14 protein-coding genes and 2 tRNA genes are annotated in these 16,649 nt (G+C 62.7%); 9 read left to right on the top strand and 7 right to left on the bottom strand.

What is annotated here, in order from left to right; all coding sequences use genetic code 11:
• Positions 1–42: 42 nt before the first annotated feature.
• Entirely contained in the window at positions 43–2,766 is a 2,724-nt protein-coding gene (locus RX395_RS05690) for an HAD-IC family P-type ATPase (protein WP_316366138.1), read from the bottom strand.
• 76 nt (positions 2,767–2,842) lie between these two features.
• Positions 2,843–2,919: transfer RNA gene (locus tag RX395_RS05685), tRNA-Arg, on the bottom strand.
• Positions 2,920–3,123: 204 nt separating this feature from the next.
• On the opposite strand from RX395_RS05685, the gene aroF reads away from it, so the two are divergent.
• From aroF to aroQ, 8 genes are all read left to right on the top strand, one after another.
• On the top strand, positions 3,124–4,146 hold the full coding sequence (gene aroF, locus RX395_RS05680) for a 3-deoxy-7-phosphoheptulonate synthase (protein WP_035138595.1): 1,023 nt from the start codon (positions 3,124–3,126) through the stop codon (positions 4,144–4,146).
• Positions 4,147–4,149: 3 nt separating this feature from the next.
• A complete protein-coding gene (locus tag RX395_RS05675) occupies positions 4,150–5,064 on the top strand; it encodes a prephenate dehydrogenase (RefSeq protein ID WP_316366136.1) in 915 nt (304 codons plus the stop codon).
• Positions 5,065–5,100: 36 nt separating this feature from the next.
• The gene (aroB, locus tag RX395_RS05670; RefSeq protein WP_316366134.1) at positions 5,101–6,207 is read left to right on the top strand and encodes a 3-dehydroquinate synthase; all 1,107 of its coding nucleotides are present in this window, start codon (positions 5,101–5,103) and stop codon (positions 6,205–6,207) included.
• On the top strand, positions 6,201–7,520 hold the full coding sequence (gene aroA, locus RX395_RS05665; protein WP_316366131.1) for a 3-phosphoshikimate 1-carboxyvinyltransferase: 1,320 nt from the start codon (positions 6,201–6,203) through the stop codon (positions 7,518–7,520). Before aroB ends, aroA begins: the two co-directional genes overlap by 7 nt.
• Position 7,521: 1 nt before the next feature.
• Positions 7,522–8,619 carry a chorismate synthase gene (gene aroC, locus RX395_RS05660; RefSeq protein ID WP_316366129.1) on the top strand — a complete coding sequence of 366 codons (1,098 nt, stop codon included), beginning with the start codon at positions 7,522–7,524 and terminating at the stop codon, positions 8,617–8,619.
• Positions 8,620–8,672: 53 nt separating this feature from the next.
• Positions 8,673–9,818 (top strand): prephenate dehydratase, encoded by a 1,146-nt coding sequence (gene pheA / locus RX395_RS05655; protein WP_316366127.1) that lies wholly within the window; start codon positions 8,673–8,675, stop codon positions 9,816–9,818.
• Positions 9,819–11,069 (top strand): shikimate kinase, encoded by a 1,251-nt coding sequence (locus RX395_RS05650; protein ID WP_316366126.1) that lies wholly within the window; start codon positions 9,819–9,821, stop codon positions 11,067–11,069. It abuts the gene before it with no gap.
• Between the two features lie 64 nt (positions 11,070–11,133).
• Positions 11,134–11,571, top strand: a complete 438-nt coding sequence (gene aroQ / locus RX395_RS05645) for a type II 3-dehydroquinate dehydratase (RefSeq protein WP_316366124.1) — start codon at positions 11,134–11,136, stop codon at positions 11,569–11,571.
• Positions 11,572–11,675: 104 nt separating this feature from the next.
• Here aroQ and RX395_RS05640 read toward each other — a convergent pair.
• The 3 genes from RX395_RS05640 to RX395_RS05630 form a co-directional block, all read right to left on the bottom strand.
• A tRNA-Arg gene (locus RX395_RS05640) sits at positions 11,676–11,752 on the bottom strand.
• A gap of 54 nt (positions 11,753–11,806) precedes the next feature.
• Positions 11,807–12,574, bottom strand: coding sequence for an ABC transporter ATP-binding protein (locus RX395_RS05635; RefSeq protein ID WP_006236046.1), 768 nt, complete (start codon positions 12,572–12,574; stop codon positions 11,807–11,809).
• An 11-nt stretch (positions 12,575–12,585) separates the two neighbouring features.
• Positions 12,586–13,431 (bottom strand): ABC transporter permease, encoded by an 846-nt coding sequence (locus RX395_RS05630; protein WP_238022459.1) that lies wholly within the window; start codon positions 13,429–13,431, stop codon positions 12,586–12,588.
• A 160-nt stretch (positions 13,432–13,591) separates the two neighbouring features.
• Between RX395_RS05630 and RX395_RS05625 the strand changes: the two genes are divergently transcribed.
• Positions 13,592–14,563 (top strand): glycosyltransferase family 2 protein, encoded by a 972-nt coding sequence (locus RX395_RS05625; protein WP_316366120.1) that lies wholly within the window; start codon positions 13,592–13,594, stop codon positions 14,561–14,563.
• A 102-nt stretch (positions 14,564–14,665) separates the two neighbouring features.
• Here RX395_RS05625 and RX395_RS05620 read toward each other — a convergent pair whose 3' ends face one another.
• Positions 14,666–16,120 carry a sugar nucleotide-binding protein gene (locus RX395_RS05620; protein ID WP_316366118.1) on the bottom strand — a complete coding sequence of 485 codons (1,455 nt, stop codon included), beginning with the start codon at positions 16,118–16,120 and terminating at the stop codon, positions 14,666–14,668.
• Between the two features lie 122 nt (positions 16,121–16,242).
• On the bottom strand, positions 16,243–16,649 hold a 407-nt coding region (locus RX395_RS05615; protein ID WP_316366116.1), incomplete at its 5' end, for a GDP-mannose 4,6-dehydratase.

Below are 16,649 nucleotides of genomic sequence, written 5' to 3'. Positions count from 1 at the left end.
CACAGGAGCAAGGCACCAATTCAACATCGGCAGGGCGCGTAGTTACTTCATCTTTTTGCTTGGCATCGAGACTTTGATGCCTTGGGCGGACTTGGTCACGCGAGAGCGCTTGGCTCCGGTACTCTTCTTTTTCTTGGGCTGGGCCTGGGCCACGCCCTCAAGTGCGCGGGCCTCGGCCTCGCGAGCGGTGCGATCTTCGCGGCGCTGCGCCATGTCGGCAGCGACGCGCTTGGCAAAACGCTCGGCCGTCGAACCCGTCGAGCTCACCTTGCCGCCACCGCGACCCAGGTGAACGCGCACACCACGGCCAAAACCAGTTGCGGCATGACGACGACGCGGCTTGAGCGAATCCATCATCGTGGCGAGCTTAAAGAACACCGAGCAGGTAAAGATCACGATGACAGCCAAGATAACCATCTGGCCTATCGACAGGTTGGCAATAGACAGCAGCTCCGGGAATCCGATAACGCCCACCAGGATGCCGGCGACTACAAACACAAAAAGCACCACACGTAAGGGCGTGAGAGGCTGCGAGATGCGCCAGATCAGGCTGACGCTCGACGCGCACGACGTAAGCAGGCACATCGTAGACAGCGTGAGCTGGCTAAAGCCAAACACGCGCGCCACAAAGATATCGAGCGCCGCAGCCAAAATGACCGCAATCGACGGCGGCAGTGCGCGCTTGAGTACGTTGGTCAAGAACGACCCCTTCACGCGGGCGTTGTTGGGCTCCAGGCTCAACACAAAGCCCGGCGCGCCGATGCAAAAGAAGTTGATGAGTGTCATCTGGATAGGCTCGAAGGGGTACGGCGGCAGCGCGATGCACAGCGCCGCCAGGCCCATCGAGAACAGCGTCTTGGTCAAGAACAGCGAAGCCGAACGCTGCAGGTTGTTGATGGAGCGACGGCCCTCGGCCACCACGGCGGGCATCGAGGCAAAGTCGTTGTGGACGAGCACGATCTCGGCTACGTTACGCGCGGCATCGGAGCCGGCTGCCATGGCTACGGAGCAGTCAGCCTCCTTGAGCGCCAGCACGTCGTTGACGCCGTCGCCCGTCATGGCCACGGTGTGCTCGCGGCGCTTGAGCGCCTGCACGAGCTCGCGCTTCTGCTGCGGGGTCACACGACCAAAGACATGGTAGCGGTCCACTGCGGCATCGAGCTTGGCCGGCGTATCGAGCGTCGTGGCGTCCACATAAGCGTCCGCCCCCGGCACGCCCACCACGCGCGCGATCGACGACACCGTACGCGGGTCGTCGCCACTGATCACGTTGAGGGTCACGCCCTGCTCGTTAAAGTAGCCGATGGTCTCGGCCGCCGAGGTACGAATCTCGTCGCGGATGGTCACAAAGCCCACGGGCTCGGCCTCGCCCACCATATCGCCATCGGGCGTAAAGCCGTCCACGCGCGCCACCACGAGCACGCGGCAGGTATCGGAAAGCTCGGCGACACGGTTCTCGACCTGCGAAAACACACGATCAGAGAGCACAAACTGCGCCGCACCCATCACATAGGAGCCCTGCGCAAACGAAGCACCACTCCACTTTTTGGAGGACGAGAACGGAATGACCGACAGCGGCTCAGACACCTCGACCGGGCGATCGGCGTAATAGTTGAGCAGCGCCTGGCAGGTCTCGTTGGCATCGGCCGAAGTCGCACGCGCGACGTTAGCCAGCGCAAAATCGAGCACTGTGGTATCGACGGGAACAGCCGCCTCGTCCGAGTCCACGCCAAAGCCAACACCCTCAACAGGCAGCGGGTAGGTGCCCTCGACCTCCATGCGGCCCGACGTGATGGTGCCCGTCTTGTCCAGGCACAGTACATCGACGCGAGCGAGCGTCTCGATGCAGTAGAGCTGCTGCGCCAGCACCTTGCGGCGGGCCAGGCGCACCGTGGCGATGGCGAGCACCGACGAGGTCAGCAGCACCAGGCCTTGCGGGATCATGCCCAGCAGGGCGCCCACCGTGGACAGCAGCGCCGACGAAGGCACATGACCAGCCAACAGCTCGGAGAAGCACCACGAAAGCGCGCTATCGCCCGGGGTTCCCGCTGCATCCCACAGCTCGCTCACGCTCGAGGCAAACAACGCCAAACCGAGCGGGATCATGATGATGCTCGCAAAGCACACGATGGCGTTCAGCGCGTTCATGATCTCGGAATTGACCTTTTTGACGTACTTGGCCTCGTTATTAATTTTGGCCACGTAGTTGTCGGCGCCGACATGGATCACGCGGGCGCGCAGCAGGCCCGAGTCGATAAAGCTGCCGCTCATGAGCTCGGAACCGGGCTGCTTCTTAATAAGGTCGCTCTCGCCCGTCAGCAGGCTCTCGTTCACGAGCGCCTCGCCGGAAACCACCACGGCGTCAGCGGGAATCTGGTCGCCGCGCCCCAGGCGGATGATGTCGTCGAGCACGATCTGGTCCAAGTCGAGCTCCACCTCGGCACCGTCGCGCACCGCGATGGCCTTCTTAGAGGTCAGCAGCGTGAGCTTATCGACCATCTTCTTGGATCGCATGGACTGGATGACGCCAATAGCGGTATTGAGGAACACCACAAACAGGAACGTCAGGTTCTTAAACGAACCGGTCAAAATGACCAGGAACGCCAAGATCACGTTGATCAAATTGAACAGCGTGCAGAGGTTCTCGATGATGAGCTCTTTGACCGACTTGGTCTTGAGCTCCATGTTGCGGTTGATCTTACCGGCGGCGATGCGCTCCTCGACCTCGGCGGTCGAGAGTCCGCGCTCGATATCCGTTGCTGCCATACCACGTCCCATCACGTCGCGTCGGTATAAGAAAAACCGCCCGGACCATGCGAGGTTCGGACGGTCTTACGTTCGATGGTGCCCCATGTTGGATTCGAACCAACGGCCTTCTGCTCCGGAGGCAGACGCTCTAATCCCCTGAGCTAATAGGGCCAACGTTTGGCATTATACCCAAGTGCACCACGGGCTATCAAAATAAAAGAAAAAGCTTTGCAATTCCGAGGAAGACGCGGCGCAACGGCCCACTTTAGAAGGCAAAAGCGAGTCAGATAGTATAAACTCTCATGCACCATATATACACGGCTCGCGATGCGGGCCGTTTTTGCAAAAGTTATCCATCGAGGTGAGAGGCACACCATGATTGCAATTTTAAAGCAGAGCGCCAGCGACGAGGCCGTCGGCCATATCGTCAGCTGGATTGAGAAAAAAGGCCTGAAGACCGACGTCTCGCGCGGCGAGAACGAGACGATCATCGGCCTGGTGGGCGATACGACCAAGATCGACCCGTTCCTGCTCGAGTCCATGGATGTCGTCGAGCGCGTGCAGCGCGTCTCGGAGCCGTTCAAGCGCGCCAACCGCAAGTTCCACCCCGAGGACTCCGTCATCGACTGCGGCCACGGCGTCAAGATCGGCGGCGACCAGTTCCAAGTCATCGCCGGCCCCTGCTCCGTCGAGGGCGAGAACCTCATTCGCATCGCACGCCGCGTAAAGGCCGCCGGTGCCACGATGCTGCGCGGCGGTGCCTACAAGCCCCGCACCTCCCCCTACGCCTACCAGGGAATGGGCCCCGCCGGCCTCGACCTGCTGTGCGAGGCGTCTGCCGAGCTCGACATGCCGATCGTCACCGAGATCATGGACCCGCGCGACGTGCAGGTCTTCCTTGACAAGAAGATTGACGTCATGCAGATCGGCGCCCGCAACGCCCAGAACTTCCCCCTGCTCAAGGAGGTCGGCAAGACCCAGACCCCGATTCTGCTCAAGCGCGGCATGTCCGGCACGATCGACGAGCTGCTTATGGCAGCCGAGTACATCATGAGCGAGGGCAACGACAACGTCATCCTGTGCGAGCGCGGTATCCGCACCTTCGAGACCCGCACCCGCAACACCTTCGACCTTAACGCCGTGCCGGTGCTGCACCACCTGTCGCACCTGCCCGTCGTCGCCGACCCCAGCCACGCCACCGGCTACACCCGCTACGTCGAGCCCATGGCGCTCGCCGCGACCGCCTGCGGTGCCAACGGCCTGGAGATCGAGGTCCACGACGAGCCGAGCCGCGCCTGGTCCGACGGCGCTCAGGCCCTCACCCCAGACCAGTTCGACGACACCATGCGCCGCATTCGCGCCATCCGCGAGGTCGTCTGCCAAGAGACCATGGAGTAACCCATGGGTACGGTGAGAAACGCGCGCGTTAACCAGGGCGGCCCCAAGTGCGCCGGCATCGTCGGCCTTGGCCTCATCGGCGGTAGCTTTGCCCGCGGCTATGCACAGGCAGGCGTCCGCGTGCTGGCCTGGGACCCCGATGACGATGTCATGACGGCCGCCAGCATGGGCACTGTCGCCGGAGAGCTCAACGATAAGACACTCGGCGAATGCGACATCATCGTCCTGGCCTGCTATCCCGAGGCATGCATCGAGTGGCTCGAGGCGCACGCCCAGGCGCTCGCCGACGCCACCGACACCGACGCCATCATGGGCCCCGTGGTAATCGACACGGTGGGCGTCAAAGGCATCGTGTGCGAGCGCGCCTTTGAGCTTGCCCGCGAGAACGGCTTTTACTTTGTGGGCGCGCACCCCATGGCGGGCACGCAGTACTCGGGCTATGCGCACTCCCGCACCGACCTGTTCCAGGGCGCGCCGCTCGTGCTCGTGCCGCCCGCGGTGGACGATGCACTCAAACTGGAGCTTTTGGGCCAGGTGCGCGAGATGGTGCGCCCCTTGGGCTTTAGCAAGTTCAGCGTGACCAGCGCCGCCGAGCACGACCGCGTCATCGCCTTCACGAGCCAGCTTGCGCACGTGGTGTCCAACGCCTACGTAAAGAGCCCGACCGCCCAGGTCCACCACGGCTTTTCGGCCGGTAGCTACCGCGATCTCACCCGCGTGGCGCACCTCAACCCGCAAATGTGGTCCGAGCTCATGATCGACGACGCCGACGCGCTCGCCTTCGAGATCGACCATCTAATCGAGTCGCTTGGCGCCTACAGCCGTGCGCTCAAGGACCGCGACCAGCGCTATCTGGAGAATCTCCTTGCCGAGGGCGACCGCATTAAGCGCGCGCTCGACGACGAGACCTCCCACTAGACCACCTATCACGCCAGGTCGAAAGGACCGAAGCTTATGGCGATTACCATCGATATCGACACTGCACGCCCCTACCAGGTGCATGTTGGCACGTTTTTGCTGGAGCAGGCGGGACCGCTCGTGCGCGCCACTGCCGGCGGTACCAAGGCCGTCATCGTGACGGACACCAACGTGGGCCCGCTCTACCAGATGCCCGTTAAGCAGAGCCTGGAGGCGTCAGGCTACGAGGTGAGCATCTGCACCTTCGAGGCCGGCGAGGCCCATAAGCGCGCCGAAACCTATATTGCCATTTTGGAGTTTGTGGCCGAGCACGAGCTTTCGCGCTCCGACGTGATCGTGGCACTCGGCGGCGGCGTCGTGGGCGACGTGGCGGGCTTTGTGGCCGCCACCTACATGCGCGGCTGCAAGTTTGTGCAGATCCCGACGAGTCTGCTCGCCATGGTGGATTCGTCGGTGGGCGGCAAGACCGCCATCGACCTGGCTGCCGGCAAGAACTTGGCCGGCGCCTTTTGGCAGCCGAGCGTGGTTATCGCCGACGTGGGGTGCCTGGCCACCCTCACGCCCGAGCAGTTCGCCGACGGCTGCGGCGAGATTGTGAAACACGCCGTGATCGCCGACCCGGAGCTTTTCGCCGAACTGGAGAAGACCCCGCTTACGCTTGAGCTACTCAACCGCGATGTGGCCCGCGTAGCGCTCATCATCGCCCGCAATATCGACATCAAGCGCGCCGTGGTCGTCGCCGACGAGCGCGAAACCAACCAGCGCAAGCTCCTCAACTTTGGACACAGCGCCGGACACGCCGTCGAGGCCTGCGAGCACTTTGAACTCGGACACGGCAACTGCGTGTCGATCGGCATGGGCATCATCACGCGCGCCGCGGCCCTGCACGGCGTTTGCGATGCTGCACTGCCCGGTCGTATTGAGGAGCTCTGCGCCCGCCATGGCCTCAAGACCCGCTGCGATCTAGATGCCGACGCCGTCTTTGCCGAGGCGCTCCACGACAAGAAGCGCGCGGGCGACACCATCGACCTGGTGATTCCGCACGGCATTGGCCGCTGCAGCATCGACCGCACGCCGCTTTCCACTTTCCACGAACTCATTGCCGAGGGCCTCGGCCAGAAGGGAGACGCATCCGCATGCTAGCCCGCATCACCCCCTCCCCGCTCAAGGGCACCGTTCCCGCGATCGCGTCCAAGTCGATGGCGCATCGCCTCATCATCTGCGCTGCGCTTGCCAACGGCGAGACGCACGTTACCTGCAACACCACCTGCGCCGACATCGAGGCCACGGTGCGCTGCCTTACGGCCCTGGGTGCTCGCATCGAGACCGTCGAGGACGGCTTCCAGGTCCACCCCACCATGAAGAGTGTTGAGTTTGGCCTGCTCAAAGCACTTGCGGGTGGCATGCTTGACTGCGGCGAGAGCGGCTCCACACTCCGCTTTATGTTGCCCGTCGCCTGCGCGCTGGGCGCCGAAGCGACTTTTGTGGGTCAGGGACGCTTGGGCGCCCGCCCGCTCTCCCCGCTCTCGGACGAGATTATCGCCGCCGGCTGCGACCTGCAGGGTCTGGGCGATTTTCCGCTCAAGACAAGCGGCCGCATGCGCCCGGGCACCTTTGTGCTGCCGGGCAACGTGAGCTCGCAGTATATCTCGGGCCTGCTGCTGGCAGCCCCGCTGCTGGCCAAGCCCTCCTGCGTGCAGGTGACCGGCCTCATCGAGAGCCGCCCCTACATCAACCTGACGATCCAGGCCATGAAGGCCTTTGGCGTCGAGGTCAACGTCGAACGTATTCCGTCCAAAGACGGCCAGCCCGAGGTCACGAACTTCCGCGTAAGCAGCGGCTCGTACCGCACGCCCGGTAACGTGGCCGTCGAGGGCGACTGGTCCAACGCTGCCTTTTGGCTGTGCGCCGGCGCCATCGGCTCCGACCCCATCACCGTCGAGGGTGTGTCCCTGAGCTCGGCCCAGGGCGACCGCAACGTGCTCGCCGCGCTTTCGCGCTTTGGCGCCCGCATCGTGCGCTCCACGAACGCCGCCACTGTGCAGTCCGACAAGCTCGCCGGCTTTGAGATGAGCGCCCACGACATTCCGGACCTGGTGCCCGTCATCTCGGCCGTGGCATCGCTGGCTCAGGGCCGCACGTTCATCCGTGACTGCGCACGCCTGCGCATCAAGGAATCTGACCGTCTGGTCACCACCACCCGCGAGCTCACCGCGCTGGGAGCGCAGGTGCGCATCGCCGGTGACGACCTCATCATCAAGGGTGTCGATGCCTTCACCGGCGGCGAGGTCGATTCGCACAACGACCATCGCATCGCCATGATGGCCGCCATCGCCGCGAGCCGTGCCACCGGCGAGGTCGTGATCCACGGCGCCGAGGCCGTCAACAAGTCCTATCCCGATTTCTTCGACCACTACCGCCTGCTGGGCGGCAAGGTCACACTCGAGGAGGAATAGCATGTCCTCGACCTTTGGCAACGTCTTGCACTTAAGCATCTTCGGCCAATCGCACTCCCCCGCTATCGGCTGCTCGCTCGATGGCATCCCGGCGGGCATCGCCGTGGACCAGGAGAAGCTGCAGGCCTTCCTCGACCGTCGCGCCCCCGGTCGCGACGAGACCGCGACCAAACGCCGCGAGGCCGACGCCGCTCACATCATCGCCGGTGTGGTCGATGGACATACCACCGGCGCGCCCATCGCCGCGATTATCGAGAACACCAACACGCGCTCCAAGGATTACTCCGAGTTGCGCCGCAAGCCCCGTCCAGGACATGCCGATTACCCGGCGCGTGTGAAGTACCACAACATGCACGATGTCGCCGGCGGCGGGCATTTCTCCGGCCGCCTAACGGCCCCCTTATGCATCGCCGGCGGCATCGCCCTGCAGGCACTCGAGGCCCGCGGTATCAAGGTCATGGCGCACGTCGCGCAGATCGGCGGCATCTCCGACCTGCCCATGGACGACATGGTCTATCGCGAGGCCGACCGCAAGGCGATCCTTACGAACGACCTGCCCTGCATTGACGCCGCCGCCGCCGGTCGCATGCGCGAGGAAATTCTGGCCGCGCGCGATGAACTCGACAGCATCGGCGGCATCGTGGAGTGCGGCATCTATGGGCTTCCCGCGGGCATTGGTGACCCCATGTTCGACGGCATCGAGAACCGCATCGCGCAAATCGCGTTTGGCATTCCCGCCGTAAAGGGCGTGGAGTTTGGCATGGGCTTTGCCGTGGCCGCCATGCGCGGCAGCGAGAACAACGATCCGTATCGCATCGACGCCGAGACCGGCGAGATCGAGGTTGAGTCCAACAACGCCGGCGGCATCCTGGGCGGTATTTCGACCGGCGCGCCCGTCATGTGGCGCATGGCCGTAAAGCCGACGCCCTCAATTGGCCGCGAGCAGCAGACGGTGGACATGGACGCCATGGAAAATGCCGAGCTCTCGGTCCACGGCCGTCACGATCCCTGTATCGTCCCCCGAGCCGTCCCCGTAGCCGAAGCAGCAGCTGCCCTCGCGATTTGGGACGCCCTCCTAGAGGACGCAGGCCAGTTCTAACCCGACTCACCTGAGTTGCCCATCAACTCTGTCATTACGTGAAAGGGGCCTCCATGGACCTTGCCGATATTCGCCAGACCATCGATGGCATCGACACCACGCTCCTCAACAGCTTTGTCGAGCGTATGGATATTGCCACCGAGGTCGCCAAGTCAAAAATCGAGATGGGCAAGGCCGTCTTCGACCCCGCCCGCGAGCGCTCCAAGCTCAACAACCTCGCCAGCCGCGCGCCCGAGCGCTACGAGGCACAGACCATCGCCCTGTTCCGTCTCCTCATGAGCATGAGCAAGGCCGAGCAGCAGCGCTACATCAACGAGCTCAAGGGCATCACCATCTCGCAAAAGGCCCACGCCACGGCTGCAGCCTTTGACACGCCCTTCCCTCAAACGGCCACCGTTGCCTGCCAGGGCGTGGAAGGTGCCTATAGCCAGATCGCCGCGTGCAAACTCTTCGACGTGCCCGACATCGCGTTCTTTGAGACCTTTGAGGGCGTCATGCGAGCCGTGCGCGACGGGTTCTGCGAGTTTGGCGTGCTGCCCATCGAGAACTCCACCGCCGGATCGGTCAACGCCGTCTACGACCTGCTCGCCCAGTTCGACTTTCACATCGTGCGCTCGCTTCGCCTCAAGATCGACCACAACTTGCTCGTCAAGCCCGGCACCAAGCTCGCGGACGTGCGCGAGGTCTACAGCCACGGCCAAGCCATTGCCCAGTGTGCCGGCTTTATCGAGTCCCACGGCCTGCACGCCACCAAGTACCCCAACACGGCCATGTCGGCCGAGATGGTCGCCAACTCCGAGCGCACCGACGTCGCCGCCATCGCCTCGCGCAGCTGTGCCACGCTGTATGGCCTCGAGGTGCTGGAGCCCAATATCCAAGACTCGGACAACAACTACACGCGCTTTGTCGTCATCAGCCGCGAGCCGCGCGTCTACCCCGGCGCTAATCGCACCTCGCTCATGATCACCACGGCCAACGAGCCGGGCGCCCTCTATCGCGTGCTCGAGCGCTTCTACGCACTCAACATCAACCTCATCAAGCTCGAGAGCCGCCCCATCCCCGGCCGCGACTTTGAGTTTATGTTCTACTTTGATCTGGACTGCCCCTTTGGCAGCAAGGGCCTCGACGACCTGCTCGATTCCATCGACGACGTGTGCGAGAGCTTCACCTACTTTGGCAGCTACACGGAGGTGCTCTAGATGACCGATACCGCCGCAACCCGCCCCTACGGTGTGCTGGGCCGCGTGCTGGGCCACAGCTACACCCCGACCATCTACAAAGAGCTCGCTGGGCTCGATTACGTGCGATTTGAGCGCGAGCCCGAGGACCTCGCGGCCTTTATGACGGGTAAAGAATGGGAAGGCACCAACGTGACCATCCCCTACAAACGCGCCGTCATGGAATATCTGGACGAGCTGAGCCCGCTCGCCGAGCGCATGGGCAACGTCAACACCATCACGCGCCTGCCCGACGGCCGCCTGCGCGGCGACAACACCGACTACTTTGGTTTTCAGTGCCTGGTCGAGGAGCTGGGCGTTGAGGTTGCCGGTAAGAAGGCCCTCGTGCTCGGCGCCATCGGCGGTGCCGGCACCACGGCAAGTTTGGTGCTAGGAGACTTGGGCGCCATCGTCGTACCCGTGGGTCGCACGAGCGAGGTCAACTACGGCAACATCGCGCAGCAGTCCGACGCCGCCCTGCTCGTCAACTGCACGCCTGCCGGCATGTTCCCCCACTGCCCCGACGCGCCTTGCACGCTCGAAGGGCTCGATGCACTCGAAGGCGTTATCGACATTGTCTACAACCCCGCCCGCACGGGACTCATGCTCGAGGCCGAGCGTCGCGGCATCCCCTGCATCGGCGGCTTGCTCATGCTGGTGGCCCAAGCGGCACAGGCCGTCGAGCGCTATACCGGCCAAGTCACCCCGCGCACGCGCATCTTAGATGTAACAGAGCGTCTGTCCCGCCGCGAGCAGAACATCGCCCTGATTGGCATGCCGGGCTCGGGCAAAACCCGCGTGGGTGAGCAGATTGCCCTGCTCACGGGTCGCGAGCACATCGACCTGGACGCCGCGCTTGAGAAGCGTCTGGGCATGCCCTGTGCCGACTATATCGTCGAGCGCGGCGAGGCGGCCTTCCGCGAGCAGGAGACGGCGGCGCTGTCCGACATCTCCAAGCGCAGCGGCCTGGTGCTCTCCACCGGCGGCGGCGTGGTCACGCGTGACGAGAACTATCCGCTGTTGCACCAGAACAGCCAAATTGTGATGCTCAACCGCAAACTCGACGAGCTCGCCCACAAGGGACGCCCCATCACCGCCCGCGACGGTATCGACAAGCTGGCCGAGCAGCGTATGCCGCGCTACCGCGCCTGGGCCGACTACATCATCGACTCACGCGACTGCGCCGCCAACACCGCCCATGCCCTCCTCGACACCCTCCCACCCGCTCTCTAACCAAAACCACCACAAAGGGGACAGGCACCTTTGTGGTGGTTTTCCAATCGCAAAGGAAGCAACCATGAAAGCACTCGTCATCAACGGACCCAACCTCAACATGCTCGGCATTCGCGAGCCGGGCATCTATGGCAGCGACAACTACGGCCGCCTGGTCCAGATCTGCCAGGAAGCGGGCGCCGCACAGGGCTTCGACGAGGTCGAGGTCTTCCAGTCTAACCACGAGGGCAGCATCGTCGACAAGATCCAGGAGGCCTACGGCAAGGTCGACGGCATCGTCATCAACCCGGCCGCCTACACGCACACAAGCGTGGCCATCTTGGATGCCCTCAAAGCCGTCGCCATCCCGGCTGTGGAGGTCCACATTAGCGCCGTCGAGACCCGCGAAGACTTCCGCCAGGTGAGCTACGCCCGTCTGGCCTGCTTCGCCACCATCACCGGCGAAGGCCTCCAGGGCTACGCCCACGCGCTGGAGCTGCTGAGGGAGCATCTCGAAAAGTAAAATGCCAACCCCAACAAACAGCAGCGGCTTGCTCGCGCTCGGCTCCAGCAGCACACAAGATGAAAAAAGCCCAGACCACCAAGCGGTCTGGGCTTAATAAACGATGGTGCTCCATGGCGGATTCGAACCGTCGACCTTGGGATTAGAAGTCCCCTGCTCTATCCAACTGAGCTAATGGAGCAAATAGCCGCACGCCCAAGCAAGCGCAAGCCTGTCAAGCGCAAGTTATTATAACCTAGTTGAACTGCTCGCGGTACGCCTTGCAGACCTCATCGACCGGGCCGTCCATGCGAAGGTCACCCTTCTCAATCCAAACGGCACGTTGGCAGATGCGCTCAACCTGCTCCATAGAGTGCGAAACGAACAGAACCGTCACGTCGCCGCTCTGGATAAAGTGCTGGATGCGGGCCTCGCACTTCTGCTGGAAGAACACATCACCGACGGACAGCGTCTCGTCAACGATCAGAATATCGGGCTCGGTAATCGTCGCGATTGCAAAGGCGATACGCGCCACCATGCCCGAGGAGAAGTTCTTAAGCGGCATATCGACAAAGTTCTGCAGCTCAGCGAACTCGATAATGCCGTCAAAGTTGGCGTCGATGAACTCCTTGGTATAGCCAAGCAGGGCGCCGTTCAGATATATGTTCTCACGGGCAGTCAGCTCGGGGTCAAAGCCGGCACCAAGCTCAATCAACGGTGCGATATTGCCGTGCACCTTAACGCTGCCCTCGCTAGGCTCAAGCACGCCAGCGATAATCTTGAGCATCGTAGACTTGCCGGAGCCATTGGTGCCGACCAGACCCACGACCTCGCCGCGATGAATATCGAACGAGATGTGCTTAAGCGCCCTAAACTCCTCAAAGAACAGCTCGTGCTTGGCAAGCTTGATGAAGTACTCCTTGAGGTTGGTCAGCGACTCGGACGCCATGTTAAAGATCATGGTGACGTCGTCGACCTCGACAGCCAGAGGCTGCTCGCTGTAATCAACAACAGATTCAGTCATCACAGCACTCCTTAGATGTAGAGGATGAACTTGCGCTCGGACTTATGGAACACGGTGTAGCCAATAACAAGCGCAAGAACCGCCCAAGCGACGCACATACCAAACGTCATAAGCGAGGGCGTAGTCTGGAACAGGAAGATATCACGCATAAACTGCAGGTAGTTATACATGGGGTTCGCATAGACCAGAATGCGCACGAGATGCGGCATTTGCGCAACGAAGTCGGTCGTCCAGAAGATGGGCGTAATGTAGGTCCAAGCCGTAATGACGACGCTCCACAGATGCATGACATCGCGGAAGAAAACCGTGAGGGCGGAGAGCATCATGCCCAGGCCCATGCAGAAGCACATAAGCAGCAGTAGGCAGACAGGCAGCAGAATAAGGTGCCAAGAAGGCATAACACGGAACCACAGCATAACAATAGCTACGGCGACCAGAGAGAAGGCAAAGTTAACCAGCGAGAAGAGCACCTTCTGCACCGGGAAGACCCAGCGGTGCACCTTAACCTTCTTGAGCAGCGGGGCAGCACCCACGATCGACGTCAGAGCCTGGTTCGTAGACTCGGACATGACGGCAAAGGTGACGTTACCCACGATCAAATACAGCGGGTACATCTCGGGCGTAATCGAGCCATTGCGGCCCTGGGCAAAAATCGTCGAGAACACGATGGCCATGACAATCATCATCAGCAACGGATTGAGCACCGACCATGCGACGCCCAGAACGCTACGGCGATACTTGATCTTAAAATCCTTGGTAACCAGCTGACGAAGGATAAACGCGTCCTTCTCAAATTCGTTCTTAGCAAACGTCGCAGGCAGACTGCGAGTTTCTTGTTGCTTTGTCTGATCCGACACGGATGCAACTCCTTTACTCGTAATCGTTGACAAACGAACAGTATAGACCCGACGGCCCCGCAAACGATTCGCGCAACAAAACTGGAGAACTAACCCACATCTAAGGATGACAAGTCCAAACGGCTATACTTTCAAGGATTGAATGTGTAAGGAGCATTGAGTGAATTCTGAATCCATCGCCGTCATCATCCCCTGCTACAACGAAGCGCTCACAATCGGTAAGGTCGTCGACGACTTTCACCGCGAGCTTCCGCAGGCTACGGTCTATGTCTATGACAATAACTCGTCAGACGATACTTCACGCATCGCCACCGAACACGGAGCCACGGTGCGCTTTGAGCCCCGTCAGGGAAAGGGCAACGTGTGCCGCCAGATGTTTCGCGACATCGACGCCGATTGCTACCTGATGGTCGACGGAGACGACACCTACCCCGCCGAGGCGGCCAAAGCCCTCTGCGAGCCTATCCTCAACGGCACGGCCGATATGACCGTAGGCGACCGCCTTTCCAACGGCACCTATGCCGAGGAGAACAAGCGTGCCTTCCACGGCTTTGGCAACAATCTGGTCCGCGCCATGATCAAGTGGATCTATGGCTACAGCTTCGATGACGTCATGACCGGCTACCGTGCCATGAGCCGCCCGTTCGTTAAAACCTTCCCTGTGCTTTCCGAGGGCTTCCAGATCGAAACCGAGCTCTCGATCCACGCCGTCGACCACCGCTGGCGCATCAAAGATGTGCCCATCGAGTACCGCGACCGTCCGGAAGGTTCCGAGTCCAAGCTCAATACCGTGAGCGACGGCATTAAAGTCGTTGCGATGATCGGCACGCTGTTCAAGGACTACCGCCCGCTGAAGTTCTTCAGCCTCGTCGCGCTTCTGTTTGCGGTGACTGGTCTCGCCCTGGGCATGCCCATCGTTGTCGAGTATTTCCAGACCGGCCTCGTTCCGCGCTTCCCCACCGCCGTGCTCGCCGCCTCGTTTATGTTCCTGTGCGGCCTAAGCCTTGCGACCGGATTCATCCTCGATTCCGTGGCAAAGGTCGAAAAAAAGCAGTGGGAGGTAAACGTGTACAGCAAATACGCCTACGATGACCAGCCCGGCCGCCCTACTTCCAAGCCAAGCGAGAGGTAGATCTTCCGCAAAATACTATTGGCACCACTGCGCAGATAGCCACCAACAAGAAAAGCCACCGTTAACAAGCGGCGGCTTTTGCTCTCGAAAAGTTAATAGCGGCTAGAGCGTCTTGAGGTACTCCCCCAGCTCTTCCTCCCAGTCGGGCATGTGGAAGCCGGCGGACTCCAGCTTGGAGAGGTCGAGCGCGGAGTGGACCGGGCGCGGGGCGACGGGGCCGGCGGCGCTCGCGTAGTAGTCGGCGGTCGATACCGGCACGACCCTGTCGCCGTTGCCGTTGGCGGCCTCGAAAACGGCGCGGGCGATGTCGGCCCAGGACTTGACGGCGCCGGAACCGGTGCAGTCGTAGGTGCCGTAGGGGGGGCGGCTCCCCAGCACGTGGAAGATTGCCTGCGCCATGTCGCGCGTGAAGGTCAGGCGTCCCAGCTGGTCGTCCACGACGGTGACCTGCTCCAACTTGTCCTCCGGGTCGGCGACGCGGTCGGAGAGCGCCCTCATGGTCTTGACGAAGTTGTGCCCCTCGCCGATGACCCAGGAGCTGCGCATGATGTAGTGGCGCGGGCAGCCGGCCACGGCGATGTCGCCGGCGGCCTTGGTCTGGCCGTAGACGGAAAGCGGGCTGAGGGGCTCGTCCTCGTCGTGCACCTCCGCGGTGCCGTCGAAGACGTAGTCGGAGGACGCGTGGACCAGGGTGATGCCGTGCCCGGCGCAGGTGCGGGCGAGAAGCGCCGGCCCGGTCGCGTTGGCCTTCCAGGCGGTGGCGCGGCCCTCGGGGGTCTCCGCCCTGTCGACCGCCGTGTAGGCGCCGCAGTTGATCACGGTGCCGTAGAGCGACCAGTCGTACTGTGTGTAGGCGTCCGGGTCTGACATGTCGAAGGTGTCGATGTCGCAGAAGTCGAAGTCCTTGGCGACGCCGCGCTCCTCGGCGAGCGCGCGGACCGCATGGCCCAGCTGGCCGTTGCAGCCGGTGACGAGCGTCCTCTTGGGCGCCATCGGGACGACGTCCTTGAGCATCGGGTGGTTCAGGTCCGCCTCGGATACAGTGGCCTCATCGAGCGGGATCGGCCACTCGATGGCGAGCTCGGGGTCGGCGAGGTTCACGAAGGTGTAGGTCCTCTTGAGCTCGAGGGACCAGTGGGCGTCCACCAGGTAGGTGTAGGCGGTGCCGTCCTCCAGGGCCTGGAAGGAGTTGCCCACGCCGCGCGGGACGTAGATGGCCCTGGACGGGTCGAGCGTGCAGGTGAACACCTTCCCGTAGGTGGCGCTACCCTCGCGCAGGTCCACCCATGCGCCGAAGACCGAGCCGCGGGCCACGGAGATGAACTTGTCCCAGGGCTCGGCGTGGATGCCGCGGGTGACGCCGCGGCTGTCGTTGTAGGAGATGTTGTTCTGGACGATCCGGAAGTCGGGGATGCCCAGGGCGCACATCTTGGCGCGCTGCCAGTTCTCCTTGAACCAGCCGCGCGAGTCGCCGTGGACGGCGAGGTCGACGACCTTGAGGCCCTCGATGCCGGTCTCGGCGACGGAGAGGTCCTTCTCGAATGCAATGTCTGCCATGTGGGAAAAGCTCCTATCGAAGAGGTTATATAACCGGGGGCGCCCGCGCGGGGACGCAGGATCATCCCCATGCCCTGCGGCCCCGCGCGGGCGCCCCGCGGTGCGGTTCGCCGGGGTTCGGCCTACTGCCCCTGCGCGCGGTAGCGCGCCTCGGTGGCCTCCTTGGCCGGGCGCCACCAGGACTCGTTCTCCACGTACCAGTCGATCGTCTGCTTCAGGCCCTCGGCGAAGTCGGTGTGCGCCGGCCTCCAGCCCAGCTCGCGCTGGAGCTTGGTGGAGTCGATGGCGTAGCGGCGGTCGTGGCCGGGGCGGTCGGCGACCCAGTCGAAGTCCTCGGGGTCGCGCCCCATGGCCTCGAGAATCATGCGCAGGACGGTGATGTTGTTCCTCTCGCCGTCGGCGCCGATGAGGTAGGTCTCCCCCGTGCGGCCCTTGGTGAGGATGTCCCAGACGGCCGAGGAGTGGTCCTCGGTGTGGATCCAGTCGCGCACGTTCTCGCCGCGGCCGTAGAGCTTGGGGCGCACGCCGT

This window comes from Collinsella aerofaciens, assembly GCF_032584215.1.
Lineage (GTDB): Bacteria > Actinomycetota > Coriobacteriia > Coriobacteriales > Coriobacteriaceae > Collinsella.
Note: the sequence above shows the minus strand (reverse complement) of the source record. Positions and strands in the feature narration are given on the sequence as shown.